At 43.1% G+C, this 26,903-nt stretch carries 23 protein-coding genes and 3 pseudogenes; 21 read left to right on the top strand and 5 right to left on the bottom strand.

Going from position 1 to position 26,903, the window contains the following annotated elements; all coding sequences use genetic code 11:
• Positions 1–77 precede the first annotated feature (77 nt).
• The gene (locus KJS65_RS06700; protein WP_213649120.1) at positions 78–1,034 is read left to right on the top strand and encodes a sigma-70 family RNA polymerase sigma factor; all 957 of its coding nucleotides are present in this window, start codon (positions 78–80) and stop codon (positions 1,032–1,034) included.
• A gap of 76 nt (positions 1,035–1,110) precedes the next feature.
• Positions 1,111–1,536, top strand: a complete 426-nt coding sequence (locus KJS65_RS06695) for an SRPBCC family protein (RefSeq protein ID WP_213649119.1) — start codon at positions 1,111–1,113, stop codon at positions 1,534–1,536.
• Between the two features lie 72 nt (positions 1,537–1,608).
• Here the strand turns inward: KJS65_RS06695 and KJS65_RS06690 are convergent, their stop codons facing one another.
• Positions 1,609–2,025, bottom strand: a complete 417-nt coding sequence (locus tag KJS65_RS06690) for a VOC family protein (RefSeq protein WP_213649118.1) — start codon at positions 2,023–2,025, stop codon at positions 1,609–1,611.
• 351 nt (positions 2,026–2,376) lie between these two features.
• Between KJS65_RS06690 and KJS65_RS06685 the strand changes: the two genes are divergently transcribed.
• From KJS65_RS06685 to KJS65_RS30230, 8 genes and pseudogenes are all read left to right on the top strand, one after another.
• Positions 2,377–2,970, top strand: a complete 594-nt coding sequence (locus KJS65_RS06685) for a chloramphenicol phosphotransferase CPT family protein (RefSeq protein ID WP_213649117.1) — start codon at positions 2,377–2,379, stop codon at positions 2,968–2,970.
• Positions 2,971–3,615: 645 nt separating this feature from the next.
• A complete protein-coding gene (locus tag KJS65_RS06680; protein ID WP_213649116.1) occupies positions 3,616–4,539 on the top strand; it encodes an alpha/beta hydrolase in 924 nt (307 codons plus the stop codon).
• Positions 4,540–5,205: 666 nt separating this feature from the next.
• Entirely contained in the window at positions 5,206–7,056 is a 1,851-nt protein-coding gene (locus KJS65_RS06675; protein ID WP_213649115.1) for an ABC transporter ATP-binding protein, read from the top strand.
• Entirely contained in the window at positions 7,031–8,860 is a 1,830-nt protein-coding gene (locus KJS65_RS06670) for an ABC transporter ATP-binding protein (protein WP_213649114.1), read from the top strand. Before KJS65_RS06675 ends, KJS65_RS06670 begins: the two co-directional genes overlap by 26 nt.
• 85 nt (positions 8,861–8,945) lie before the next feature.
• Entirely contained in the window at positions 8,946–9,434 is a 489-nt protein-coding gene (locus KJS65_RS06665) for a GNAT family N-acetyltransferase (RefSeq protein WP_213649113.1), read from the top strand.
• A gap of 16 nt (positions 9,435–9,450) precedes the next feature.
• A pseudogene (locus KJS65_RS29730) lies at positions 9,451–9,699 on the top strand (DUF6022 family protein); the annotation flags it as partial.
• Between the two features lie 435 nt (positions 9,700–10,134).
• Entirely contained in the window at positions 10,135–10,827 is a 693-nt protein-coding gene (locus tag KJS65_RS06660) for a YczE/YyaS/YitT family protein (protein WP_213649112.1), read from the top strand.
• A 170-nt stretch (positions 10,828–10,997) separates the two neighbouring features.
• Positions 10,998–11,422: pseudogene (locus KJS65_RS30230) on the top strand (alpha-hydroxy-acid oxidizing protein).
• 69 nt (positions 11,423–11,491) lie between these two features.
• On the opposite strand, the gene KJS65_RS06645 reads toward KJS65_RS30230, so the two are convergent.
• From KJS65_RS06645 to KJS65_RS06635, 3 genes are all read right to left on the bottom strand, one after another.
• Positions 11,492–12,778: an MFS transporter gene (locus KJS65_RS06645; RefSeq protein WP_213649111.1), complete on the bottom strand. Its 1,287-nt coding sequence runs from the start codon at positions 12,776–12,778 to the stop codon at positions 11,492–11,494.
• 583 nt (positions 12,779–13,361) lie between these two features.
• Positions 13,362–14,540: a YhgE/Pip domain-containing protein gene (locus KJS65_RS06640; protein WP_213649110.1), complete on the bottom strand. Its 1,179-nt coding sequence runs from the start codon at positions 14,538–14,540 to the stop codon at positions 13,362–13,364.
• Between the two features lie 213 nt (positions 14,541–14,753).
• A complete protein-coding gene (locus KJS65_RS06635; RefSeq protein ID WP_213649109.1) occupies positions 14,754–15,533 on the bottom strand; it encodes a nuclear transport factor 2 family protein in 780 nt (259 codons plus the stop codon).
• A 189-nt stretch (positions 15,534–15,722) separates the two neighbouring features.
• On the opposite strand from KJS65_RS06635, the gene KJS65_RS06630 reads away from it, so the two are divergent.
• The 7 genes from KJS65_RS06630 (at position 15,723) to KJS65_RS29725 (ending at position 21,482) form a co-directional block, all read left to right on the top strand.
• Positions 15,723–16,328, top strand: coding sequence for a TetR/AcrR family transcriptional regulator (locus tag KJS65_RS06630; protein WP_213649108.1), 606 nt, complete (start codon positions 15,723–15,725; stop codon positions 16,326–16,328).
• A gap of 219 nt (positions 16,329–16,547) precedes the next feature.
• Positions 16,548–16,919: a GNAT family N-acetyltransferase gene (locus KJS65_RS06625; protein WP_244864411.1), complete on the top strand. Its 372-nt coding sequence runs from the start codon at positions 16,548–16,550 to the stop codon at positions 16,917–16,919.
• 376 nt (positions 16,920–17,295) lie between these two features.
• A complete protein-coding gene (locus KJS65_RS06620) occupies positions 17,296–17,709 on the top strand; it encodes an NUDIX hydrolase (protein WP_244864410.1) in 414 nt (137 codons plus the stop codon).
• Positions 17,710–18,283: 574 nt separating this feature from the next.
• Positions 18,284–18,766: an anthrone oxygenase family protein gene (locus KJS65_RS06615; RefSeq protein ID WP_213649106.1), complete on the top strand. Its 483-nt coding sequence runs from the start codon at positions 18,284–18,286 to the stop codon at positions 18,764–18,766.
• Between the two features lie 392 nt (positions 18,767–19,158).
• Complete coding sequence (locus KJS65_RS06610) at positions 19,159–19,728, top strand: dienelactone hydrolase family protein (protein ID WP_213649105.1); 570 nt, start codon at positions 19,159–19,161, stop codon at positions 19,726–19,728.
• Positions 19,729–20,169: 441 nt separating this feature from the next.
• Complete coding sequence (locus tag KJS65_RS06605) at positions 20,170–20,382, top strand: hypothetical protein (protein WP_213649104.1); 213 nt, start codon at positions 20,170–20,172, stop codon at positions 20,380–20,382.
• 869 nt (positions 20,383–21,251) lie between these two features.
• Positions 21,252–21,482, top strand: a complete 231-nt coding sequence (locus KJS65_RS29725; RefSeq protein ID WP_244864409.1) for a hypothetical protein — start codon at positions 21,252–21,254, stop codon at positions 21,480–21,482.
• 1,117 nt (positions 21,483–22,599) lie between these two features.
• On the opposite strand, the gene KJS65_RS06600 is transcribed toward KJS65_RS29725, so the two are convergent.
• Positions 22,600–23,109: a tetratricopeptide repeat protein gene (locus KJS65_RS06600; RefSeq protein WP_213649103.1), complete on the bottom strand. Its 510-nt coding sequence runs from the start codon at positions 23,107–23,109 to the stop codon at positions 22,600–22,602.
• Between the two features lie 1,205 nt (positions 23,110–24,314).
• On the opposite strand from KJS65_RS06600, the pseudogene KJS65_RS06595 reads away from it, so the two are divergent.
• The 4 genes and pseudogenes from KJS65_RS06595 to KJS65_RS06580 all read left to right on the top strand — a co-directional run bounded on the left by KJS65_RS06595 (position 24,315) and on the right by KJS65_RS06580 (position 26,903).
• Positions 24,315–25,259, top strand: a pseudogene (locus KJS65_RS06595) (SDR family NAD(P)-dependent oxidoreductase).
• The gene (locus tag KJS65_RS06590) at positions 25,198–25,791 is read left to right on the top strand and encodes a TetR/AcrR family transcriptional regulator (protein ID WP_213649102.1); all 594 of its coding nucleotides are present in this window, start codon (positions 25,198–25,200) and stop codon (positions 25,789–25,791) included. Before KJS65_RS06595 ends, KJS65_RS06590 begins: the two are co-directional and overlap by 62 nt.
• 209 nt (positions 25,792–26,000) lie before the next feature.
• Complete coding sequence (locus tag KJS65_RS06585; protein WP_213649101.1) at positions 26,001–26,414, top strand: DUF4267 domain-containing protein; 414 nt, start codon at positions 26,001–26,003, stop codon at positions 26,412–26,414.
• Between the two features lie 42 nt (positions 26,415–26,456).
• On the top strand, positions 26,457–26,903 hold the full coding sequence (locus tag KJS65_RS06580; protein ID WP_213649100.1) for a DUF2269 family protein: 447 nt from the start codon (positions 26,457–26,459) through the stop codon (positions 26,901–26,903).

Raw genomic sequence — 26,903 nt, 5'->3', positions numbered from 1 at the left:
CATTTTGTAGAAACTAAGAACCTTATAGAAGAAAATGAAGTAACCGCCCTTCGGGGAGATCGTTAAGGGAGGCTGCGATGAACGAGACCGCATTTGACGAACCATTATTTGCAAGCTTGAAGCCGGGCTTAACCTCGTTCTGTTACCGAATGCTAGGCTCCATGGACGATGCGGACGATGCCGTTCAGGAGACGAGTATTCGGGTCTGGCAGAGCTGGAGCACGTTCAGACAGGATTCCTCGTTCAAAACTTGGGTCTATCGGATTGCCTCCAACCTGTGCTTGGACAAACTGAGACAATCCAAACGCCGCGCGCTTCCCGTTGACCTGTTCGACCCGGCCGTCGCCATCGTCGAGCCGCGCGACACGCTGCCGGACTCTGCCTGGATCTGGCCGTCTCCTGACTTTGGGGGCAATCCGGAGGATCGGCTTGTCCGTAGAGATACCCTTCAACTGTGCTTCATCGCTCTCCTGCAGACCTTGCCTCCGCGGCAGCGCGCGGTACTCATTTTGAAGGATGTATTTGAATGGTCCTCCAAGCAGATTGCGGAATCGTTGGCGATGTCGCCGGCAGCGGTGAATAGCGCCTTGCAAAGAGCCCGAGAGACGATGGACCGGGCGCAGCTTCGCTCAGATGAGCTCAGCAGCATGGACGTTCAACCGGAGCAGCAGCTGCTGTCCCGATATGTGGAGGCTTTCGAACAATTCGATATTGCTGCGCTCGTCGCGTTGTTCCACGAGGAAGGCTGCATGTCGATGCCGCCCTTCGAGATGTGGATCCGCGGCAAGGAAGATTTGTCCGCCTTCTATTCGCTTACTCGCTGGCATTGTGAAGGTTCGAGATTTGTGCCCATTACGGTGAATGGCGGTTATCCGGCGTTGGCCCAGTATTTGCCGGACAAAGAGGGCTCTGGCCTGGTACCCTGGGGCATCCACGTCATCGAAACCAAAGAGAATCAAATCCTGCACGTTCAAAACTTCATTCATACGCCATTATTTTCGCGATTTGGACTGCCTGAGCGAATTGACCAATGAATTTCGTCATTGGCTTACGTCTATATCATTGAGAAGTACCAAATGACCAATATCATGAGAGAGGTGTCTATTTAAAATGGAAACGAGTCAACCGAAGAAAGTAACCGTGCAAACCGTCATGGAGGCTCCTGTCGAGAAGGTATGGCGCTATTGGACCGAGCCGGATCACATCATGAAGTGGAATCAAGCGTCCGAGGACTGGCATGCGCCGAGAGCCGAAAACGATCTGCGGGTCGGCGGCAAGTTTCTGACACGGATGGAAGCAAAGGATGGCAGCATGGGCTTTGATTTTGGCGGTGTCTACGATGTCGTGAATCGGCATGAGGCAATCGGCTACACCATGGAAGACGGAAGAAGAGTGGATATTGCTTTCGTCGATCAAGGGAATGAGACGAAGGTCATTGAAACGTTCGACGCGGAAAGCTCCAATCCTGTGGAGTTTCAGCAAGCAGGCTGGCAAGCGATCATGGACCATTTCAAAGCCTATACCGAACAAAACTAATCATCGCGAAGAAGACGCCGGGGAAGATGACCGGCGTCTTTCTTTTTGAACCCTAGTACGAGCGTGCCTTCCTTAACCTTGTGCCGCTTCCATGCCCATGTAGTTGATGGCCCACAGATGGCCGTCCAAGTCCACGAAGCCCCAATGGTACATAAACCCATGATCTTCCGGTTCAGCGTGCAATTTCCCGCCCAAGGAGACCGCGGTATTCACGATTTCATCGACCTTTTCCCGGCTCTCGAAGGCCAATGCGATCGTCATCTGTGCATATTTGCTCGTATCGACGATTTCCCTCTCCGTGAGTGTAGTAAAAAATGCTTGATTGATCAACATGACCTGCAGGTTGTCGCCGATCACGATGGCTGCCGAATTCTCGTTCTCGGGGAATTGCGGGTTGAGCTCGAATCCGAGTCCGGTGAAGAACGCTTTCGATTGTTCTACATTTTTTACAGGCAGGTTGAAGCTCGTGAATGCGGATGTTAATGCCATTTGCAAAACACCTCTTCGTCAATTAGTTTGTGTTCATCTATGCCTTCGTTTATATAGACGACAGCCGATCCGGGAATTCATCGGTTTCATGGATTCGGAAGCGTAAATTTTGAAAAATAACTTGGCGGTCAAGGGGCAGCATCTGTATCTAACGATTAATCGCAAGGTGCAGCTCACCGCGCAGTAAGCCATTCTCAAAAAGTAGCCGTGCTTCTTCGGCAGCTCGTTGAACTAACTGGCAGGATATTTCAATCGTTTCTCGAATATTTTCTGAGTTGGATAATTTTATGAGCTTTGTATTTATAACGTTATCTGAATTACGCAATGATTTTTTTTGAAGGGATGATTAAATTGAAGCAAGGGATATTAGTTTTTCTAAATGGAACTTCAAGTGCTGGAAAGACCTCCATATCGACTGAACTGATAAATCAGAAAGAGATTCCTTTTTATCACTTATCAATTGATGATTTTTTTAATAATTACAATGATTTTATTAATCATAAATTTCCAGATGAACCTACAAGAGAAATAGATCATCAAGTTGTCTCACAAATACTCGATGATTCCATATTCTCAGTGTATCATTCGACAATTAAATTGTTATCAGAAATGGGTTTTAATGTAATAGTAGATACCGTAATCGACAATGACAAGAGGTTTAATGAGTGGCTTGATCAATTTTTCGATTCGCCTACATTATTTATAGGTGTAATATGCTCGAAAGAAGAACTCATAAGAAGAGAGCAAACAAGAGGAGATAGACAGATTGGACTAGCAGCTTCACAGTTTAGCAAAGTATATTGCTTTGATGAATATGACCTCGAAGTAAATACGGAAGAGATGAATCCAACTGAATGTGCCGAAGAGATATTAAGTTTTATTAAGTCCAATAAGGAATACTTGGTATTTAAGAAATTACGTAAAAGAAATGTCTGTGTTTCCTAGATGACGTATCCATCAGATAACACCATATTCAAAACAACCCTCAATCAAATCATTTGATTGAGGGTTGTTTTGTTTCATTGAACAATCCGGGAAGGTTTTTAGAACTTATTATTTGATGATCGAAAATACATATCATATATTGTGTAACAATTGTCGAGGGACAAGAACATGGCCCGATTACCGATTAGATAAATATCTAACTGATTGAAACTCGGAGACAATTTGTTGACAATTTGTTCAAGAAATGATGATATCTCTGGACTATATTAAATAAATGAAACTAAAAATTGATTTTCGTATTGTTTTGGAGAAGAAAAAGCGAAGTACACGGAGGGACAAAAAATGAAGAAAAAAAATATTTTTCAATCGATTTCTTCATCACATGAAAAGATATTCATTCCCAGGCTCTAGAACGTGTAGAAGTGACGACGTTGGAAAACAATGCAAGCGACAATACAATAAAAAGGACGAATCTAATTTATTAAGAGATAAGAAAGTAAAAATATCCGAGGCCTACCCCAATACAAGTGACAAAGGCAGAGGATTCCAAGAAAAAAACAATCAAAGTACAACCAGACGTTAATTTTAAGTGATAAAAGAACACTCTGTTGTAAATTCTGTGAAAGTTGGAGGTATGGAACATCTATGATTGTATCTTTTAAAGAAACAAAAATGGTAATTGTCTTGCTCGTTTTGTTAGTAACCATTACAGGATGCTCCGCAAAAATGCCTGTATCGTCAAATGATGATCATTCTTCAACTAATCTACCTCAAAATACATCCCCCACAACCGAGACCGGGAATGAAACACCACTTGCCGAAGTGACGAACATACCATCAAACCCACCGGTTGAGTATGATCCTGCCTGGCCGGATCGAACGGTGAGGTCTTCTAACGGGCATCTTGTGAATAGTTGTGTTCCAGGTGAGTTACGCGATAAAGCAACTACATTGACAACCAGTGATGGGGTGTATCTGTCGGCACTTGTACTTGGTAGCGGAGATAAAGGAGTCCTGCTTGCACACGAGCAAGGCTATAACATTTGCTCTTTTCTTGATATGGGAACTGAACTGGCAGACAGTGGATATCTAGTCGTTATTCCTGAGTATCGTAATCACGGTGCCTCACAGAATATTCAAGAGGATAATCAACATATAGATCGTGATGCAGATGCAGCCTTAAGCGAACTCAAACGATTGGGTGCAAAGAGAGTATTTTTGGCAGGAGCATCATGTGGCGGTAGTACAGCAATCATTGCAGGCGTTCGTCAAGAGCTGCCTATTGAGGGGCTAATCATTCTTTCTTCTCCTGCACAATGTGGGCCCCATGATGCAATTCCAAGTGTCAAAAAGATTAAAGCGCCATCCTTGTTTGTTTTTTCACCTGGTGATTATGGAGGCTCAATTGAAAAAGAAGTGCGCAAATTATATCAAGCATCCGGAGCAACTGATAAAGAGCTAATTGTGGATAAGAGTGGTTATCATGGAACAGATATGTACCATAAGGGAGAGCACGGTGATGCATTAAAGTCCAAGCTCATTGACTTTGTTAAAAAGAAATTTAATTAAATTAAACTCAAAATGAGGGTGTTTAATCTGAGGCATCAGTGTTGGTCGGCATTTTCTCTTGTATCCTATTGATTTTTGCAATTTTGATATTTCATGCTGCAAAATGGTTATGCTCGAAATCAAGTACTATTTATGATGGTATAGGCTTTGATCATTTTGCCTATGAATCTCAGTATAAACTCGACTACGCCGACCAATATCTAATTATTATTCAACAGCCATTTCATTAAGCTGACGGGCAGATTTACTTACTCAACAAACTATCGATAGTCTATTAAGCTAACGGGAAACGATGACTCAAAAAACCGCCTTTCACCCAAGGCGGTTTTTTGAGTCATAAATCAACATTAAAGGATCCAACAGGCAATATTCTAAAAGACGACGGAGCAGCCGACGAATGTCGGACGATAACAACATTGTCCAATTACCGACGAGCAGCCGCTTGGCCTGCGACTTGTTGAAGTAACGGCAGGAGAAATTCACTCCATCACGAATTATTCAGAAATTGGTCACTTTGGGGCGTAGTTTGAGTTATGCACCATATCGTTCATTTTATCGGCAGTTGAATCTCTAAACTCAACTACTGCTTGATAGGTTGATATCCATGAGGATGCTATGCTCATTTCATCAGTACTCTTCATCCATATTTGATAAGGAGGTTTTCGAGTGTCAACAGAGAAAAAAAAAGCTACGTACTCTGCGTGGTCAAACATCATGTACTCCATGCAGTTGCATTGGCGGGCGAGGCCGCTTACGTTGATTTGCTGTGCCATCTCGGTGCTTGTTGGCGTCAGTGTGCCTTTTGTAAGCATCTATATGCCTAAAATTGTCATCGACAACATTACTGCTGGAGTCACGCCAAGCGAGTTTATCCTGTCGGTGGGCATCATGGCGCTTCTCCTGGCCGCGCTAAACAGCACTAAAAGCTATGCCGATCTCATCACCAATGAATCTGTAGGTACCATCAGCATATTGAAGCACCTTCAAACCATCATGCATAAGCATCTACATATGGACTACGAGGTGCTAGAAAGCCCCGGATACGCAAAACTGGGCGAAAAGGCGTGGCGTGCCATGCAAAGCAATCACTCTCCCGCCTCCAACATACCGAGAAACCTATCACAGTTTCTCATGAACGTATTGGGTTTTCTTGTATATGGAACAGTTATCGTCTCGGTACATCCCCTTATTATTCTCTTTCTAGCCATTTCGGCCGGGATCAATTGGCTTGCTCTCTCTCGCGCCCGAAAAGTTGAGAGGGACACGCGAGAAGAGCGGTCAAAGCTTCAAGGCAAACTCTGGTATCTCCAGAAGGTATCGAAAGAACCGTCCGGAGGCAAAGACGTACGTCTATATGACCTCAGCAGCTTAATCCGCGGTATATTTCAAAATGTACTCGGTTCCTCAACCGAAAAAGAGAACAAGGTAGCGACTGGCGATATGAGGGCTCAGTTATCGGATGCGATGCTCAGTCTGATACGTGATGGTGCCTCTTACGCGTTTCTTATTTACTTGCTGTTGAACGGCGAGATGACATTGGGCAGCTTCGTGCTCGTATTTGCCGCCATTGGCGCGTTTGCGGGCTGGTTGTCGGGTATGCTGACAAGCTCAAGCGAGCTGATCCGTGCCTTAAGTGAGCTGTCAGATATACGAGATTATCTGGATGCCCCCGATCTTTCCAATACTGGCGCCGGCCATGTGCTACCAACCGGCGATCTCCTTCCTCCGACGATTACATTAAGAAACGTTGGATATACCTATCCGGAGGCAAAGGAACCGACCCTTTGCAGTATCGATTTTGAGATCAAGCCGGGAGAGCGCATCGCCATTGTCGGGACGAACGGAGCGGGCAAAACGACGCTTATTAAGCTTTTATGCGGACTTTATCAGCCAACATGCGGAGAGATTACGCTCGGCGGCGTCGACATCACGCGATATAACAGAGACGAATATTTTTCGCTTTTTTCAACGGTATTTCAGGATATTCATCTTTTCTGCTGTGATATTGCCGGCAATATCTCGCAGCAATCACCGGAAGAGACAGACTACGGGAAGGTAGAAAAATGTCTAATCATGTCCGGGCTTATGGATAAGGTAAGAGGGCTTGAGAAAGGTGAATCCACGCTTCTTGTACGTCGGGTGCACACCGATGCTATCGAACTCTCGGGCGGCGAGAGGCAGAAGCTGGCGCTGGCGCGCGCGCTGTACAAGGACGCGCCGGTTATCATTCTGGATGAACCTACGGCGGCGCTTGACCCGATCGCTGAAAACGAGATTTACCAGCAATACGCAGAACTGACTGCAGGGCGAACATCGATCTACATCTCCCATAGGCTGGCAAGCACACGTTTCTGTGACAGGATTCTATTAATCGACGGCGGCGGCATCGCCGAGTGCGGCACGCACGACGAGCTCATGAGACTTGGCGGGAAATATACCGAGATGTTTAACGTGCAGTCTCACTACTATAAGGATGGGGAGGTGACCGATCATGAAGGAGCGTTCCATTTGGCGTAACCTGCGCCGAGGATACGGCATCGTAAATCGCTTAACGCCAACCTATATTCCGCTTACCATCGTCTCATCCTTTATTAAAGCGGTTCAACCCTTGATGGTGCTCTTCCTGTCTGCCCAGATCATAAACGAGCTGGCCGGCGAGCGCGACATCGGGCGCATTACGCTGTATGCCGCACTTACAGTAGGGCTTGCGTTTGCCGGTTCCGCTATCAATGCCACAGTTAACCGCCGGATAACGACCTTAAACAGTACGTTGTGGGCGCGTTTCTATTTTTTCCTGGGCAATCGATATATGCAGCTGAACTACGACCAAGTGGAAGATACGATGAATAATGAAAGATTAGCGGATATTGAAGCGAAGACGAACGGAAACGGACTTGGCATTCTGCGCTTGCATTACAGTCTGCCGGAACTATTACAGCCCCTTTTTGAACTGATATTATCTATCATCCTGTTAATCGGAATGTTCACATCCGCTTCTTCCTACGAGCAGACGTTTATAACCTCACCGTATGCTACCGGTTTGCTAATTCTCCTCATCCTGTCCATGATTCCCTTTACTTATTTAATCAAAAAGAGGGAGGAGAGAATTCAGAAGAAGGTGTTCGAGGATAACCCGAAGGCAAATACCTATGTGGGTTTCTTCAACGAATATATGCAGGCAAAGAACGCCGCCAAGGACATTCGGCTCTATAAACAGGCGCCGGCGATCGAGGATCACTACAATAAATCGGTTGGAGCGGAGTACTGGTACCGCATTTTTAACCTGATCGGAAAGAACAACGCTTTGGCAGCGGCTATGAATGCCATACTAGGCGGCTGCGTATACCTCTTTATCGGTCTGCGGGCGCTATATGGCATGTATCCCTTAGGTAGCGTAGTGCAGTACATCGGCGCGGTTACGGGGGCTGTAGGTGCGCTGGCCAAGCTGGTCTCTGTTGTGGGCAATTTTATTACAAACAACCCATATCTCAGCCTCGTGTTCGAGTATCTTGACCTGCCGGACAACATGCAAAATAGCGCAAACAGCAGACAAATCCCGCAAGAAGGACTAGAGTTTGAGTTTCGTGATGTTTCGTTCAAGTACCCTGGGTCCGACAATTACGCCATCAAGAACCTTAGCATGAAATTTAATATCGGCGAACGGCTTGCCGTCGTGGGGTTGAATGGAAGCGGCAAGACGACGATGATTAAGCTGCTATGCCGGCTTTATGAACCTACGGAGGGCGTTGTCACGTTAAACGGCATTGATATTAGGGAGTACGAGTATTCGGCGTATATGGGCGTATTCAGCGTTGTGTTTCAAGATTTTAAACTTTATTCGTTCTCCCTTGGCCATAACGTCGCCGCATGCGAGAGTTATGACGCAGCATTGGCGGAGGAGTCTCTATACCTGGCCGGGCTTGGCGAAAAGATCAAGAACATGCCGGAAGGGCTTCAGACCTACCTGCATAAGGATTTCTCTGACGACGGCGTGGAGATTTCAGGAGGCGAAGCCCAGAAGGTGGCTCTCGCAAGGGCGCTGTACAAGAACTCGCCTTTCGTGATATTAGACGAACCTACGGCGGCGCTGGACCCGATCGCAGAGTTCGAGATTTATTCCCGGTTTAATGAATTAATCGGCGGTAAAACGGCAATCTTCGTCTCACACCGGCTTTCGTCCTGCCGATTCTGTCATGACATCGCCGTGTTTCACGAGGGTCGGCTTATTCAACGTGGCTCCCATGACGAGCTAGTAGCCGACCGGGACGGGAAATACGCTGAGCTATGGAATGCGCAGGCTCAGTATTATGTTGGGGCATAAGTAAGTGTCGGAAGACAAGTACATCAATACAAAGAAAGTCGCATAAATACAGGATTCGGAAAATACCACATTGTGAGGTGAAAATATGAATAACGAAGTGATATTACGAGACGTGAATAAAAATGATTTGCCGATATTTTTTGAGCAACAATTGGACAAGACATCCAACGATATGGCTGCCTTTACTGCCAAAGATCCAACGGACAAGATTGCCTTTATGGCTCACTGGCAAAAGATATTAGACGACGATCGGATTATAAAAAAGACCGTACTATTTAACGATCAAGTGGCGGGGCATGTTTCGAGTTTTGAACAGTTCGGTGAACCAGAAGTCAGCTACTGGATCGGACGAGAGTACTGGGGAAGAGGTGTTGCAACTAGAGCACTTTCTCAACTTCTTGACTATGTAAACATTCGCCCCTTATTTGCTCGTGCAGTGAAAGATAATACAGCTTCGATTCGGGTATTGGAAAAATGCGGGTTTAAGATTTGTGGTGAGGACAAGGGGTTTTCCAATGCACGTGCTGAGGAAGTCGAAGAATATGTTTTAAAGCTGCCTTCTAAGGCAGAGTAGCAATCTCCAGAATGATTTCGTTATCGCCAAGCGCTTGATTTTCCGAAACTCCCTTGAAAAATGGGGTACGAAAGACAACAGATCGAGAATATTTTGGAACGTTATCCGTGACAAGTATGGCAACCCGATCGGCACTATACTCACGGAAATTCCCCACTCCCATTTGAAATTCGACATTCCTTCGGCACCGGTCATTTACTCGCTGCGGGAGAGTCTCAAGGAGCGGATCGTGCAAGGAATCAGGCGAATTAAGGAATCCAGCTGAGTTCATTAGAATAGAGATGTACATCTCGAATGGATGGAATCGATATGATAGGTCCGAACCCAACAGAAAAGTTATTTGTTAAGCTAACAGGAAACAATAGTTGAATAAACGAACAGGAAGATTGATTCGAAAACGCGATAAAATCCAACTCATTCTTGAGTTGGATTTTTTATGACCCAAATGGCTTCAATCGAAGGATATGATCGAGGGAAGAAGCAACAAGTTGAGATCAGCTAGAGTTTACATATTCCTCCGAAATTAATCTCCAATAATCAATAAAATTGTGAATCCTCCAGTTTATGATTTGCATTAACAATAAGACCATAGGAGAATCAGTGGAATGATTTGGAGGCGGACAAACTATACATCTAATATGTGTGTACAGATAGGTTATATCATGATAAAACGGTAAGCCTTTTGAAAAAGGGGGAACATATGAAGCAACAAGTGTGGTATTTTGCAAATGCTGCAAACATGGTCTCAAGTTCAAAGTATCCCCGTAAGCATGTTATCATCTATTTTAGTCGCATTTTACTGCGAGTTACTCTTTTTTTACTTGGACTCATGATCATGAGCTACGGTATTGTCCTTATCGTTGAGGCGAACCTAGGCGCTGCTCCATGGGATGTCATGCATTTAGGCATTGTACGTCATTGGGGGTTTACCTTTGGAAGAACACGCCAAATGGTGGGTATCATTATCATTGTAGGTTCCTGTTTTGTTTTGAGAAAGTGGCCTTCCATTGGTATTATCGCCAACATGCTGTTGGTTGGGGAGTTTTGTAATTATATTATTAATTGGCATTTGACTCCCGATATTATTTCCTTGACTTCCCAAATAACAGCCTTTGCATCCGGATTATTTATCTGGGGGTTAGGAACAGGGATTTATATTCAGTCACAGCTTGGGGCTGGCCCGAGGGATTTATTAATGCTCGCTCTTCATCACGTTACCGGTATATCTATTCGATGGGTTAGAACACTTATCGAGATCACAACCGTTTTAGTTGGAATCAGTTTGGGTGGGCCGTTCTCATGGGGGACCTTGGTATTTTCAGTAACCATAGGTCATACCACTGAATTAGGTATGAAGCTCGCTAAAAAATGGTTTGGAAAAGTTACGGGTTAGTCAAACATAACCCAAATCGATAATGATATCCCCTATGAAAAAAATCCCCTGTTGGATCTAGCAAGATAAACGTAAACAGAAAGGGGAATTTACATGATCGGTAATTATGTACAGTAGAAGATCATCCCCCGTTTTTTAGAGGACGTTTCGGAAAGGGATACCGAACTGGCATCAGCCAGAGCTGCAGCATCACTAGGAAGTCCCTTTATCCTCGAAACAGAATCCTCCCGATCCATGGAAGAGGAAGCTGCGGTTATGGGAAGGGCCAATCACTGTTTCAATTATATTGGCCAATAGATTTCGAAATAACGAAGATCTTATCAGACAGCAGAATCCTCAGGTTATTCGGCTATCGTGGAGGGAGGCAACTCGACGGAACAATAACCGCACTAGAGGCCTTGCCAGCAATATGTGATCGTATACATGGACGCGTTCCAATTCTAATGGACCGTGGGATCCGGTGTGGAGCTGATGTAATAAAGGCCAATCCCTAGGTTCCACAGCTGGACTTGTCGGGAGACTGTACGTTTACGCATTATCTGTCTCAGGAGAAGCCGGGGTAAAGAGGGCGATAAGTAATCTATTCTTTGGTTAATTACGGGCGGGAGTGCTCTCTAACCTGGATTTTTCTCTACTTGTTCAAACCAGATAAGCATGCGTTTTATTAATTTTTGGCCGATTTGAGTTGGCCTTTGGGCTTAATCATAAAGAAGACGAGCAAAAGTGCGACCACGGCTAAAGAAGCCACGACGATAAAAACCAGCTGATTCGAAACCTTCATCAAATAACCAAACAGCGGTGGTCCAAATGCAACGCCGATCGATCGCAAACTATTATAAATCGAGGTAATCATGCCTCGTTCCTCCTTCTGGACAGTACCGGTTATCATCGTATTGAGACACGGTAATATAAGACCAGTTCCAATTGCACCGATTGTCAAAAGAACGATGAAAATAATCAGTTTGGTATGCAAAAAGATACAGCATGTAAGTGATCCGGCTAAAATAATAAAACCAATGTTAATAAGCCATCGCATTAAAGTGCCGTTTTTCTTTATCAGAGCACCCGTTGTGTAAGAAGTGATTACCATACCCAACAGGGGTATTGCCAATATAAGCCCCTTTTTGACACCGTCAATGTTATACGGAGCTTCTTCGAGGGTGTCAGACAGATAAAACAAAACTCCGAATAAGTTAAACAGCGCAAGAGCCCCGGAAAAAAAGGCTGGGAAAAGCCAGCGGCCTTTTTCCTTTAGAATCGATCCGGTATCGGATAAATACTTTTTTAACTTCGGAGGTTCTTTAGTTTTGTGCGGCTCCTTAATAATGAAAATAACACAAAGCAAAGACATCAGGCAGAACACCGGAAAAGCGAAAAAAGGGGTAAACCAAGTAATTAGAGCGAATAAAGTTCCAATAACGGGACTAAGCACTTTGCCTGTTCCGTTTGCTGCTTCTGTAACACCTAGTACTTTTGATTCGGTAGCCCCATTATAAAGGTCACCCACAAGCGCCATGGTAACAGCGCCTGTTCCCGCTGCCCCAATGCCTTGAATGGCTCTAGCTATAATAATTACTGTATATGAATGCCAAGTCGCCCCAAATCCTGCTAAGATTCCTGCAGACCCGTAAATGATAAGAGCTGGAATCATGACAGCCTTTCGAGAAAATCGATCGGATAGAAAGCCGGCAACCGGTATGAATATTCCGGCCAGTAATGAAAATACGGTAATAACAAGAGAACTTTGTAATCTTGAGATGTGAAGCTCGTTTTTCATTTGTGGCAATATCGGCACCAGCATGGAATTTCCTAACACAAACACAATTGGGACCGAGGCAATAGCTAAATAAAGGAGAAATCCTACCTTACTTTTGCCGTTTCGGTTATTTTGTTCATTTCTATCGTTCGAGGAATTGGTTTTGTAAAGATTTCCATATTTGACTTTTTCCATTGTGCAACTCTTCTCCTCTCCTGCAATTAGGTTCTTACTGTTCCCCGATCTTAACATTTACAATCAGAATGAAGTGGATAAATGTGTCCACAGCACATGCAGTGGAGGATACTAAGTACCTGCCCCCATTAATAAATGAGCCGTCGGCGTTTGTGAGACGATCGTGTTCGAAGTCTTTTGACCGCTGCTTCACGAAATAGCGTAGGCTCTTTTGTACAAACAAATTTCCTCCATGTTTCCTGGGCATTTACAATTACGAATAAAACATGGAGGGATAAAATAGTGCTACCTCATAATGGATATCCAAAGAATCTCGCATGGCATGAAACGATGGAATCACATGAACAGGTCGCTTTTCAATGGTGGTTCATATCATAAAGCTCTCCTTGGTTAGGAGTGAGAGATATGAACATAAAAACACTGCGTTCAGACCAAATTTATAAAAAAGTTGCCCACCATTATCGGGGTATGGGGGCGGCAACCTAGAAAGAACACTGCCAATTTATCTGGCGGTGTCTTTCTAGGTAAATAAAACGGGTACCGTCAGTATTTCGGGAATTTTGTACGCTAAGCGAATTTAAACTCAAAAGAGTCGAATGCCTGCTGCTCCATCTGTCGCTCGACCAGCTTTAAATCCTGAAGCGAGTATCAGTACCAAAAATCCCACAGCTATGCCCAACAAGATTGAGGCGTTCGAAGATGCAGCATCCATTCCGCCGAAGTACATCACTTCGCGCAGCCCCCCTGCCGCAAACCGCAATGGTGTCCACGAATAGATCCAATCTTGCGCAGTCTGTGGCAAGAACTCCGGAGCCGTGTTCAGCAACGGGATGGAGAAAAACATCAGAAATACGAGCAGTGGCATCGCCCGGAACCCGATCCAATTCAGCAAGCAACATTGCAGCAGAAAGAACGTCGAACCGACCAGCCATAAGAACAACCAAGTTCCTCCTGCATCCGCCATTTCCATACCGTACCACGACAAGGCCATCCAAATGGTGAAGCCCGATGCAATGTTAACGAACGTAAGTCCAACGATCACTTGCATCGCATTGACCGCCCATCTTCTTGAACCTGCAGCAATCGCCTTCTTACTAGCCAGGAACATGAAAATTCCAGTCACCAGACTGCCGATCCACATAACCTGGGTCAGCAAAGCCGGTGCATTCCCCAAGGCATTGTTCACCCCCGGCGAATGAATGACTTCTTCCTGAACGTTCATAGGTGTCACTAAAGCTTTAGCCGTCTCAACTGGAATTTGCTCCTTTTGCTGTCCGATCTGCTCAAGCAGCTGTTGCGACAGTTCTGCGCTAATCATTCTCAGAGCTTGCCCCAATTCCTGTATTACTATCGTCGAGGCTTGGGTGCTCATACCCTCGTTGGCAAGGATCTTCACTTGAGGAGGAAGTGGTGAAGAACTTGCTAATGAAAGAAGGCCACTGCTCAGATCCGCCGGAATCACCAACGCGCCGTAATATTCGCGTTTTTCTAGCCCTTCCCGAGCTTGTTCCTCGTTATCCACAACATGCCAGACAAACGGTAGCGCCAGGTTCGAAACTAATTTCGCCTGAATCATCTCACCTACCTCTAACGTTCCGCCAGAGGGCAGCTCACTCGACTGGTCAAGAACAACGATTGCCACCGGAAGCTCCTTTGGCTTAGCACCAAGCACCGAACCCAGCGTCGCTAATCCGAATAGGATCAAAACGGCCAATACGAGTATCACTCCCAGCCAAGTCATTTTTTCATTGAGCATTCTCATGAACCTCTACTCCTTATCTGTTTACAATAAACATAATGTTGATGATCCTTGCTCCACATGTTCACTTAATTGCAATGAATAAAAGCGTTGCAGAAGCAACGCTTTTATATCCATTTGAAGGATGAATTTGTCCACTCAAATACATCCGCCATGTGAAAGACATCATCACAATTCATCTCGTTGATGTCTGTTTGTGGTTCAGCTGCTCCAAACTCAAAATCTGCTGTTCGAGTTTTTTCGTTTTTCTACCGGCAGTACGGTTTCAACTACATCCCAATGCTCGGCAATCTTTTCGTTCTCCACGCGAAATAAATCATAGAACGCAGTGTGCTGATCATTAAAAAATCCTTCACTCACTACAAGCACAAAATCGCCTTCTCCAATCACCTGGTGGATCTGAGTATATTCGAATTTAATGTTTTTCTCCTTAAGCGCCTGCAATGCAGCATGGAGACCGGAAAGCCCGTCTGCAATATGAGGACTATGCTGAATGTATTTATCTCCATTAAAGTAAGAAGAGTGCAGGCTGAGGTTCTTCCCAAACAAGATGTTTTCAACATAACTTTTGACTAATTCTTTGTTGGCATCTGTCTTGTCGATATCCTTGATCGTGACTGGTCCGTCAATCATCGTATGGTTGCTTAGTGTCTTGCTTTCCATTGCTTGCATATTGTCCCAGTGTTCAACAATCAATCCATTCTCAAAACGGAAAATATCAATGATGATTTTGGGTCCAAAAAAATCATATATGGAATGAAGTACTACATATTCTCCGTCGATCAAAGCACGCTTAATACTTACCTTCGTACCAATTTCCTTTAAGTGATCAAGTGCACCAAGCATGGACGCACGGCCATCAGATAAGCCTTGGTTGTGCTGAATATATTGATCTGGGTGAACGTAAGCCGTAATCGCTTCAGGGTTGCCGCTCTCAAAACTTTCAATCACAGCGACTGCCTTACGAACAAGCTCATTTTGATGGTTAAATGACATTGGAATGTCCTCCTTATATTTTTATCACTAGATAAATAATGAACATATTGTTGTTTATTTATCTCTTGCTCATTATAATAATGATGAATATCAAGCTCAATATTCAATATTTTTAGTTTTGAAGGATAACAGACAATTCATCATAATTTGTCGCATAACGACTGAAAATAAACTTAGGAGGAACAAAAAATGAACAAAAAAACCGACCTAAGAGTACTCCGCACGAAACAATTCATTCGAAAGGCGTTTTATGAGCTCATTCAGGAAAAAGGATATGAAGGGATAACAATCCAGGATATTGCCGATCGAGCTATGATTAACCGGAACACTTTTTATCTTCACTATCAAAACAAGCCTGATTTATTGGAAACATGTATGGATGAATTGTTGAGCGAACTAAAGGATGCCGTCGTTCTTTGTCCCATCAGCATGAGCCCTTTCAGCATTTCTTTACTTGAGACAGTCATGCAAACTGTACTGGAACATATCTCGCACAACAATACCTTTTACTACGCCATGTTAATTGAAGAGAATAGAATTTATCAGTTTCGAGTAAAAATGGAGAATATCATTAAAGATAAATTAAATGAGGGAAAAGATCTTGTGCAGGAACACTCCCATTTAGCGATATCCAAGGAATTGCGGCTCGAATATCTCGTATCGGCTTTCATGGGGATTGTTATTTGGTGGATAAAAAATGATCAGCCTCTTCCTGCGGATGAAGCTTCATCTCAGTTTAGTAGACTTGTTACCTATGGGCATTTGAAAGTTGCGGGCATCCCTGTCGAAGAATAAAGAACGAAGTATAAAGTTAGTGAGGATAGAAGAAGCACAGGTACTAAACAGGAATATTTTTACTGCATAGAAATACAGAAACGGGGGAAATAGCAAAGTTATCCATGTCTTGCTTAAGTGTATTTCTTCACAATCTAATCTTTATCTTAGTGCTTATGAACGAAGTTAAAATCCAATAGCAGCAAGGGTTAGATACAGGACACTGTGGAGCGCTACCGAATGGGGGCCCTAAAACAAACAATGAGGCACGGCATCCCGATTGGCAGTACCCAATTGTTTAAGATCCATCCTTGGTCCAAGCATGCTGAATTTGGTATTTGGATTGGGAACAAAATGGTATGGGGGCAAGGTTATGCAACAGAAGTGACAAGTGTTGTCCTGGATTTTGCGTTCGAGCGTTTAAATCTTCATAAAGTGTATTTGACGGTAGATGCTGATAATCCTGGTGCTATTCGGAGTTATGAAAAGTCGGGCTTCAAGCAGGATGGCATACTTAGAGACGAAGTCTATAAGTATGGTCAATATGTCGATCGTATAATGATGAGTATCTTGAAGCATGAATATTTAAATATATCTAATTGTTCCCAATAACAAAGCGTGTAGGACACTAGAAAAAGGATATACAGGACATCAATTATAATGAGTCTATTATATATTAAATTTGTAAGATATTATTTAGTTAAAGGAATCCGGAAGAGGAATCCGGAAGCCAATCTTATTAGTAAGATTAATGATGTCAGAGAAGTATCGTATTTTAGTGGTGATTCAGGAAGGCAAGTACGTCATATAACATTATATTCACGCTGGGGGCTTACGCCTTTGATCGTCCGATGTATAATCATGGGAGATAACTCAGACGACACACAAGCCGACCTAAGATAGGAGCTATCTAAGGTCAGCTCGCGTCGTGAATATGGGAACGTTATATAAAATCTGAGCAAACCTAATCATGAAGGGACTAACTTTGATGAATAATCCTCCAAAGCACTTTATTTCCGCCGCTGCGATTGTAGTGAATAATGAAAACAAGATTTTATTACTTAGAGGACCCGAAAGAGGATGGGAAATGCCAGGAGGTGTAGTTGAAGAAGGTGAATCATTAACAGATGCTGCAATTAGAGAAACTAAGGAAGAAACCGGTATAGACATCGAAATTATTAAATTTTGTGGGGTTTTTCAGAATGTTAAAGATTGTATTTGTAATACATTATTTTTAGGGCGACCAATAGGCGGGGATTTCAGAACATCCAATGAGAGTCTCGAAATTGGTTATTTTACAAAGCATGAAGCTCTTAGTATGGTTACGTTTATGAATTTTAAAGAACGAATTGAGTATTGTATAAACCGACAAGAGCCTTTTTTTATAGAGTTTAATACATAATCATATTAGAAGGACCTATACACTAACCCAGGAGGTGTGTTTTCTGTTTTCTGCGATACGATGTAGTATTATTCGATGCGGATGATACATTAATTGATCAGAATCATTCTGATCAATTTGTATTATTAGAGATATCCTAGAAGTATAATGCTAGGATATCAACGTATTCACACTGCTTCGCATTCGCCCACAGTCCGGTCGGAGGTAGAAGAGGGCGGATGTGAATTCAACCGGACACACCTGCACCACCTAACCGAAGGTTCCGGAGAATGAAGGCATCTCACAGATGGATATCTGCCGGTCTCTCCATCTTCAACACTCCACCATCACGCGGCTGGTTGCGAGTTTTGATACCATGGTTTCTCAACACTCGCACGGTATTCGCCACGGACCAAGGAGGAGAATTAGAGAACGAAATTCATGAATGCTGGCATAAACTTCGTCAAAGATATAATACAATCTTGAACACCCAAGGCAATTTCAACTGTACGAAGTGAGCAACCGCTTGGAAAATACCGAATGATCCAAGGATTTGATATTTTATTTCAACTAATGGGTATTGGAGGAAATATTAATGATGAAGCTTCTTTATTATGTAACATTTGTATCTTCATTGGGGGTTGGCTTGCTTGCTGGTGTATTCTTCACCTTCTCAGCTTTCGTCATGCAATCGCTTACCAAGCTTCCCTCGGGAGAGGGCATATCCGCTATGCAAAGTATTAACACGACGATTCTGCAGTCGTCTTTTATGTGGGTTTTCATGGGCTCTACAGCCTTAAGTGTCTTTTTAGGAATCACTTCATTTTTCAATTTGGGCAACACCAGCGCACTATATGTGATTGTTGGAAGCCTGATCTTCTTTGTTGGAGTATTCCTAGTAACTGCTATATTCAATGTGCCGCTCAACGATACGTTAGCCGCTGCAACTCCAGGGAGTTCGGAGGGGGCTCAAGCATGGAAGAAGTTTTTGGACAGTTGGGTGCCGTGGAATCATGTGCGGACGATTGCTTCTATTGGGGCACTGATTTCTTATATCACCGCTATTCGCAAGTGGTAAGCCCGCATTTTTCAATGCGGTCTCTGGCTTAGAGTAGAGCAATTGTGATTACAGCTGAGTAAGCTTTAGAACATGTTGACTTAATACAGTTCGTAAGACAAAAGATAGAGAATTACGTGAAATATTTTCACCTACTGAGTATAGAAGAAATCGAAGACCCCGCAGAAATCGTTTATCTTGTAGTTGATGATTGGTTTCGCAGTAATGATAACAGATTGTTCGGCCCATTACTCGCAAAATAGGTAGACCGCTGAGCTAAACGGGCAGGATTATTGAATATGCAAGGGGGGTTATTAAAGTAGATATTTCTAAATCGTAAAGTTCTGGAGGTCAAACAAGCTTTCTTGACGAAACTTAGACATGTGAAATTCATTAAATTGGAGGGAAAACAGATGGCAGAAGTTTTGTTGTTACACCACGTTTTAGGCCGAACGAAGGGGATTGAAGCAATCGCCGATCAACTGAGAGATGCGGGACATACTGTGCACGTGCCAGATTTATTTGACGGCCGCATGTTTTCCTCGCTTGAGGAAGGCTTGGTATTTGTTAAGGAGATCGGATTTGATGAAGTGACTGCGCGCGGCGTTCGGGCAGCCAGCGAGCTTTCAAGGGATGTTGTCTATGCTGGTTTTTCACTCGGTGTCCCGGCAGCACAGCAGCTCGCTCAAACTCGTGAAGGCGCCAGAGGCGCACTGTTTTTTCATGCCTGCCTCCCGACCTCGGTGTTCGAATCTCAGTGGCCGGTCGACTTGCCTGTGCAAATTCACGCCATGAGTGCAGATCCTTTCTTCGTTGAAGACGGCGACATTAACGCGGCCCGTGAGCTTGTGGAGACGGCCAATCACGCAGAGTTTTTTCTGTACGAAGGCAAGGAACATCTCTTCACCGACAGCAGTATACCTTCTTACGATGCTGAAGCGACGAAACTTGTGATTAAGCGGGTTCTCGAATTTCTCGGATAGTTGTTAACGTTTTTATCCTTCCCGGTAACAATTCCTCTATTGACAATAGAAATTATTCATTTCTTTTGGAACCGGCTAGTCTTCAATAATCCCATAGGTCACTAAGGTTAACTTTTCTCTGCGTGATCCACTGGGAGGTTAAAAATTGTTTTCTAATAAAACCTGTACTCATATAAATGAGCACAGGTTATTAAATGTACTATAAAACAGTTATTGGTAGCTAAAAGAAAATAGTACTTCTTCAGAAGAAGCGTCAACAACAACGTGATTCTCAGTAAACATCACATGCTCGGTCTTACCAAAAGGGTTTGAAACAAATAAGACGGGTTTTAAAAGACAAAGGTAAGTTTTTAGCAACTACCAATAGTTGCGTCAATTGCATATCCCGTTTGAAATTAAAGAAGATTAACCCCCTTCTCATTAGAAAATGGAGAGGCTGTATTGGCGGAACATTTTAATCGGGTAGAACTACTGACTTATGAAGCGGGATTTAAGGTAACAGAACCAGAGCCAGTATTACAATACTATATGGCAACCCAACTTTATCAAGGGCCTTTTCAAGACGAAGTATTAAGTCGGGATATACGTGATGCAATTGCTCAAATTTTTCTGACTTTGACTAAAAAATGGATTGAAGCCTCTGGTGGGGAATAACTATCTCTAAGCCAATTGCGGCTTTTATTTGTATTAACGGGGAACGATTACTTAAAATACAAGACGGCAGCCGGCCCAGAAGCTTGGCTGCCGTCTTTATTTAGCTATAGAGCAAGTTAGTTCCAATACGTGGTATAGAATTTCTTTGCTTCTGGCTCTCATTACTGATGATAGTCAATAAATTCCCTTTGAATGACGTGGCTCAGGTTGATAACGTTCTCCGTTGGAACACCAAATCACAAAGGGTCTAAGAATATCTGATCCATGGTACAATGATATGAAAGATTTATTGCGCTGAAATAGGTGGTCGAGGGAGGTATTGGTAGTTGATTATTGAGGCTGATTTTTCTTTTTTTCAAGAATATATTTCCTGTCCTATGACATCGGGCAAGAAATCGAACAGTTTCAGAGGGATTTTTGGGAGTGGATATATGATAAAAATATAGACCACAGTTATTGGATGTATCGTGATGATAACAAACACGGAGTGAATTATAAAGCCGATGCGTTTATTTATTGGTTAAATAACGTTAGATTCAACAAAGTAGTCGCAGAGTTAATTCAGAATTCTCCTAACATGCGGAAGCAAGCAGTTAAAAGGATTTTATTTTAGGACTATCAATAAGAACAGTTGAGTTTTATATTAATTGTAAGACTATTAAACTAACGGAGAACGATAGTTGAATAAGGAATTAACTAAGTCGGCCAACAAATTGTTGGCCTTTTTCTGTCACATCCGGACGATTAAGTGTAACAGTAAACACCTTAAGTGAGGTCTTCCTAAGTAGTTAATTATGGTACTATTGAATTAGTTCTTCAACTATGTAGCTTGTTAGGAAAGAAATTCACAAAAAAAGGGTGTGTAAAAAGTGGATTTATTACTTTGGATAATTGTTGGTTTCATCATAATCGGATTTGTTGTTCTCGCTTCTATGAAAAAAAGTATGGAAAGGAAGGTCGCTTTACTAATAGAAAATAAGGAAAGTATGGAGAGTAAACAGATTTCAACTAAACCGGTAGTCTGGTGGATAGTTGGAGTCACGGTATGGGGATTAGTAAGTATCTTTTTAATCGTACGGTCTTTTCCTATTTATATGTAAAATAGGTACATACTTTTCCATAAAATTGGTGAAGGTATCCATAGGTGATGAAAATTGAAGAAAATGAAACTAACTGTGTTCCTTCTGCTTGCTGGAATAATTTCCTCAACACATTTATTAGCAGAAGCTAGTGACGGAACTAATTTAATAAAACTAACTGGATAGTGAAGTTTCATCAATATAAGTAATTCGTTTAAAAGGAACAGATGATTCAAGGATTTTCACAAATGTCAGATGGATATGACGCAAGGATTATTCGAAGGGTTTATTAATTGGATTAATAATTCAAGTCAAAGGATTGTCATTTGTAACAACGTTATGAGTTACCAGGAATCCAGGATGAATGATAAATCCGGCAACAGTATTCAAAGAAAAAGCTAGAAAGGGGAACTCATAAAAAAACAGAACGAAAATAAAATTGTCGGTAGACAAGAACAAGCTATTGTCGAGGGACAAGAACATGGTCCCATAGAATGTCGCTAATTTAGCGGCTTTTTTGTTTTATCGGTACAAGTTCTTGTCCCGAGTCGAGGACAAGAACTTGTACCGATTGCCGTATTGGACAAGAACATGAGCCGATTACCGATTAGATAAGTATCTAACTATTTTTCCATGCAAATTCATTAAGCTAACGGTCAGTTTATTAACCAGCAGGAGGGAGTTGAGCCTTGAGTTCATGAGCTAAGACCATGGAAGGCGTAAAACCCTTTGAAGTGCAGCTCCGATGTAATGGGATTGCGATCGGCCCGGTTTGATGAAGGGAGCTGGAAATGCACGAGATAGAAGCTCCAAATTCAATGTTCGGTGTTTCTTCCCTACTAACTGCTTTGTTTAAGAAAAATGATATCTCATTAAGCTAACGAGACACGTTAGTCCAATAAGAAAAAATGCATCCGCATAAAAACCTTCAATCCCTTGCTGAGAGGGAAGGTTTTTATGCTTCTTCTATTTGTAACAGAATATGGGTATTTTTGCCCCCTAATGACTAAATGCAACAGACAGAAAGGGCGCTTCTTTCTTCCACAAAAGCGCCCTTATATTGAAGAGATATTTTTTTCATATGTCTTTTTTCAAAGTTAATTAGTAACACCACTCAAACCACACGATGATTTTGTGACTATTCAGCTGTTTCGTCAAGATCTTCGGAGTAAGCCAAAATCCCACGTTTGAAATAATGAAGCTTACTATCCGTTGTGGTTTCCATTAAATTGGTGATCAGCAGGCTAACACTTTCCTTGTAGTTCTTACTATTATACAGAGCCATAGCTAGAAGTACTTGAAGCGCCCGATTTTCTGGAAATTCCCGCACTCCTTTGCCCAGCGTTTCAACAGCCTTCTGGTAGTATCCCCAGTAACGATATGTACTACCCAGGCCCAGTAGGCATCTTTCAAGATCGGGTCCGGAAAGGCCGATCTTCAAAGCCCGCTCATAATAAGGTATTGCCTCACGCCCCATACCAGAATTGTCATGAGCTATCCCAGTTTGATAGTTAATTTCGGCATCATCCGGGTAATCGGAAAGCAATTTTAATAAGTCTCCCCGGACATTACTTAGAATCGCTTGATCTTGTTTGGCCCTTCCTTCTTCACGACGTTCAATCAGCTTACCTAGATCATCTCTTGTCATGGTTCTCTCCACTCCCCAACGTGATTCTTTACTATAGACTATCCTAGCACCGAAGGAATTGTTGTACAAATTAAAGTTGAGATGTCGGATCTCCCAGACTTCCAATACGGCGAGGGATAGCCGGTATGATTTAACTTAAACATCTAATTTCCTTTGAAAATTTTTTTTCACAATCTGATCTTTATACGGAAGATGCTTACCTGTCATCGCTCCACTTTTCGATGGTTCCCTCTTTCAGTTTCGTTGGCCAAGTCAAAAATATCTTTAACGACCTGTTGCCGCTGTATTATCTGTTTTTCAGTCTGACTATTAGGGGTATATTGCTGATGGGTTGTCAGTTGAGTTCCGGTGTCATCAATTCTCATCTTTCTTTCGGATATCTTTGCCGGGACGAGTTCTGAACTACTCATCCGGAATAACCTTTAATTAACTGAGCCAATTCATGAATGATTTCATCAATGTTAACCGGATCTTGTGATTTGTAAAATTCGTAATAGCCAAATAAATTGATGTGTTGCCATGCAACGGAAGAAATTTTCTTGTGTACATTTATATGTTGACTCTGATTTCTCTGTGAGTCAACATATTTGATAAAATGCTGGCGTTGTAATAAATGATACAATTAGCGAGCAGACAGCTATATATACTCAACTGCAGTTGATAAGGATTCTCATTACAGATGTAGTTTTTAGCATTTTATAATACGTGGCTGAGCAGGGGTGAAAGAAGAACCGAGTCCCGATAAGTGAAAATAAAGTTCTAGACTGAGAAAATAAAGTATTTTCTTAGTGCTTAGGTTAAGTTAAGTCTCCTGTTTACGCACAACATGCTACCCGCGTACGTTCTTTAATTAGTAATTGGAAATGGAATAAAATGAGGAGGATGTAGGCCCATGCGAAAGCTCGGGAGCATCCTTTTTATTGACTAACGAAAGTTTAGCGTGAAATCTCCAGTAAAATAAAATTTTAGACTAAACAACTTGATTTAACGGGGCTTATGAGGTCAAAAATAGACGAGTTACAAGGACATTAAACGCGATATTCGCGGATTTTACTATACCTAATATTTTCTTTGGGAGCAGTCCTTTACTTGAGATAAACAAGCTTTCAAAATCAATATTGACATTCTCCATCGTCCGGTATATTCTTAAACCAACATAAAAATGAATGAACCGTTCATTTATTTTTTTGGGGGCGTGCCAAACAATGGAACCCAAAAAAGGAGCTTGGTCGGTAAAAGGCAAATACGTACTCATTACTGGCGCAACTAGCGGAATAGGTTTGGGCGCAGCCAAGGAGCTTATGAAACAAGGAGCAATTTTGGGCATTGTCGTCCGCAACTCGGCGAAGGCAGAAGCGACAGTGGCGGCATTGAAGTTGGCAGCAGGGTATGATGCCAGTGTGGATTTTTTCATGGCCGACATGTCCTCGCAGCAGTCCATTCGTGATGTAGCAAAGGGCTAGACGTTCTGATTAATAATGCGGGGGCGATGTTCGTTAAACACCTCTTAAACGAAGATGGCATCGAGATGACTTGGGCGGTTAACCAACTGGCTCCGTTCCTGCTGACGAATCTGCTACTAGACCGACTGAAAGAAAGTGAACATGGACGGATTATCACGACCGCCTCCCATGGGCACAAGATGGCCCGTAGTGGTATCAGATTTGATGACCTGAGTGGCCAGAAATACAATCGTTTCCCAGATATTCTTATAGGCGGACCCAACTTCCGTTATGGCGAAACTAAGCTTGCCAACATTATGTTCACGGTTGAGTTGGAAAGGCGGCTGGAGGGAAGTAGCGTTTCGGCAGCCTGCATCGATCCCGGGCTTGTGGCGACGAATTTCAATCAGGATAACGGCTTGTTGGCCCGCATGACGATGGCGGCTAATGAAGCGCTTCTCGCGCACTCCAGAGAAAGGGGCAGAGACACTAGTATGGCTCGCGAATCCCGACGAAATGTCTTTATCGAGCGGGCATTATTATCGCGAAACGGTTATGGGAAATGTGCGAGTATCAACTAAAAGTATTGTGGCTTTAACAAATGGGGATAAGCAGATAGGTAGTAGAACGGAAAGGAAGCAAAAAGATGAAGAAACAACAAGACCAAAAATCCGAGGTTTTAGTCGACGACCGAAGGGAACTGATTAAAAAAGCAGCATTGAAAGTATTTGCCAAGAGGGGGCTGCAGTCGGCCAAGATGGTTATGATCGCGGAAGAAGCCGGCGTCAGCCAAGGGTTGTCTTACAGGTATTTCAGCTCTAAAGAAGAGATTTTCGCGATCCTCGTGCAGGAAGCACTAGAAGAAGCGGAGACATCTTTAGCGGAAGTCTCGGGGCTGCCTGGCTCGCCAAAGGAACGATTAAGAGCTTTCACGTTGACCATGCTGGATGAAAATCATAAGAGACATTTCATGCTTCTGAGGTACGCGCAAATCGAGGAAGGTATGCCAGAGCAGATACAGCAAATTTTGGAGAGCTATTCGGCCGAGCGGACGATCGGGCATCTGGTTCCGTTGTTCCATCAAGGACAACAGGCCGGCGAGTTCAGCGAAGGTAAGCCGGAAAAGCTGCTGTTCTTTTACTTCTCGGTCATAACTGGTCTGATGCTACAGGATGCCCCTGGCATCTATGGCGATTGGAAGAACGATGTTGATCGCTTAATGAAGTTGATTCTAAAATGAAATCCCTAAGTTTCAAATTAAAGAGGATGTCATCCTACTCAACTCAAGATTTCATGTCAACCAACTCGTGAGCATCACTTTTTGGAATTCTCTTACTGTGCAGGCTGCCGTATTGGCAAAGTGAACAAATTGAATATTGAAGATAACAACTGTGAAAACCGCTCAGCCATGGTCAATGGGAAGGCTTCTAACCAAAGGGAGGAAGACAAATGAGTAAACTTTATTGGGGACCAAAGTCAGTATCATTTTGGCTCGTGGGTGTTGTTACGCTGTTAATGTTGTATTTAGGAGTAAGAGGTTTTGTCCAGCCAGAAGCTGCAATACGAGATTTCGGTTTACCGCTACATGACACCGCGGATAACTACCTTATTTACATCAAAGCAGATCGTGATTTGTTTATTGGTATCTTCCTACTAGCCTTGATGTTATTTCGTATGAGAAAAGCATTACTTATTGTGATGTTAACTTCTATTCTAATGCCTACCATTGATGCAATATTGGTCATTACGAATGCAGTAGATAAAACACCTTCTTGGATTCATATTGTTACTGCGTTATATGGACTTGTTGTTGGTTGTATGTTGTATCGAGAAGAACAGCAAGCCAGAACAGCAACTAAATGATGCCATTCCATCTCATTCGGACTCAAGGAGGCAACCTCATCCATGTATACATATTTGTTATTCATCCATATCCTATCCGCCATAACGGCAATTGTTACAATCATGGGCTCTCCATTCATTATGAGCGGTGTTCGAACGACAGGTCAGGCAAAATTCGGATTGGAGTTACAGAACAAGTTAGCAATCCTGCCTAAGATCGGGGGTACACTACTAATCTTATCCGGACTCGGGCTCGGTTTCCTGCAAACTTATCTTTTTCGGGAAATGTGGTATGTGGTCTCCATTGCAATCTTCTTTGTTATTCTGATTATTGTGGCCGTCATGCTTCCCTCCGGCATTAAGAAGCAACTTGTGCTGCTGCAGCAAACGCAAGGGGAAACCTTATCTGATACATATCAACAAAGTCGCAGACGCTCTGCGTGGTTGGAGGGTACTGCTAATCTAGCTGTGTTCATCTCGATTATCCTGATGGTGTTCAAACCGTTCTAA

It is taken from the genome of Paenibacillus sp. J23TS9 (assembly GCF_018403225.1).
Taxonomy (GTDB): domain Bacteria; phylum Bacillota; class Bacilli; order Paenibacillales; family Paenibacillaceae; genus Paenibacillus_AQ.
Note: the sequence above shows the minus strand (reverse complement) of the source record. Positions and strands in the feature narration are given on the sequence as shown.

Excerpts from the sequence above, each read along its gene's own strand:
- KJS65_RS06580 (WP_213649100.1), top strand. The coding sequence starts at position 26,457 with ATGTATACATATTTGTTATTCATCCATATCCTATCCGCCATAACGGCA.
- KJS65_RS06630 (WP_213649108.1), top strand. The coding sequence starts at position 15,723 with ATGAACAAAAAAACCGACCTAAGAGTACTCCGCACGAAACAATTCATT.
- KJS65_RS06620 (WP_244864410.1), top strand. The coding sequence starts at position 17,296 with ATGAATAATCCTCCAAAGCACTTTATTTCCGCCGCTGCGATTGTAGTG.
- KJS65_RS06700 (WP_213649120.1), top strand. The coding sequence starts at position 78 with ATGAACGAGACCGCATTTGACGAACCATTATTTGCAAGCTTGAAGCCG.
- KJS65_RS06680 (WP_213649116.1), top strand. The coding sequence starts at position 3,616 with ATGATTGTATCTTTTAAAGAAACAAAAATGGTAATTGTCTTGCTCGTT.
- KJS65_RS06635 (WP_213649109.1), bottom strand. The coding sequence starts at position 15,533 with ATGTCATTTAACCATCAAAATGAGCTTGTTCGTAAGGCAGTCGCTGTG.
- KJS65_RS06615 (WP_213649106.1), top strand. The coding sequence starts at position 18,284 with ATGATGAAGCTTCTTTATTATGTAACATTTGTATCTTCATTGGGGGTT.
- KJS65_RS06695 (WP_213649119.1), top strand. The coding sequence starts at position 1,111 with ATGGAAACGAGTCAACCGAAGAAAGTAACCGTGCAAACCGTCATGGAG.
- KJS65_RS06590 (WP_213649102.1), top strand. The coding sequence starts at position 25,198 with ATGAAGAAACAACAAGACCAAAAATCCGAGGTTTTAGTCGACGACCGA.
- KJS65_RS06640 (WP_213649110.1), bottom strand. The coding sequence starts at position 14,540 with ATGAGAATGCTCAATGAAAAAATGACTTGGCTGGGAGTGATACTCGTA.
- KJS65_RS06585 (WP_213649101.1), top strand. The coding sequence starts at position 26,001 with ATGAGTAAACTTTATTGGGGACCAAAGTCAGTATCATTTTGGCTCGTG.
- KJS65_RS06690 (WP_213649118.1), bottom strand. The coding sequence starts at position 2,025 with ATGGCATTAACATCCGCATTCACGAGCTTCAACCTGCCTGTAAAAAAT.
- KJS65_RS06670 (WP_213649114.1), top strand. The coding sequence starts at position 7,031 with ATGAAGGAGCGTTCCATTTGGCGTAACCTGCGCCGAGGATACGGCATC.
- KJS65_RS06660 (WP_213649112.1), top strand. The coding sequence starts at position 10,135 with ATGAAGCAACAAGTGTGGTATTTTGCAAATGCTGCAAACATGGTCTCA.
- KJS65_RS06610 (WP_213649105.1), top strand. The coding sequence starts at position 19,159 with ATGGCAGAAGTTTTGTTGTTACACCACGTTTTAGGCCGAACGAAGGGG.
- KJS65_RS06600 (WP_213649103.1), bottom strand. The coding sequence starts at position 23,109 with ATGACAAGAGATGATCTAGGTAAGCTGATTGAACGTCGTGAAGAAGGA.
- KJS65_RS06625 (WP_244864411.1), top strand. The coding sequence starts at position 16,548 with ATGGGGGCCCTAAAACAAACAATGAGGCACGGCATCCCGATTGGCAGT.
- KJS65_RS06645 (WP_213649111.1), bottom strand. The coding sequence starts at position 12,778 with ATGGAAAAAGTCAAATATGGAAATCTTTACAAAACCAATTCCTCGAAC.
- KJS65_RS06665 (WP_213649113.1), top strand. The coding sequence starts at position 8,946 with ATGAATAACGAAGTGATATTACGAGACGTGAATAAAAATGATTTGCCG.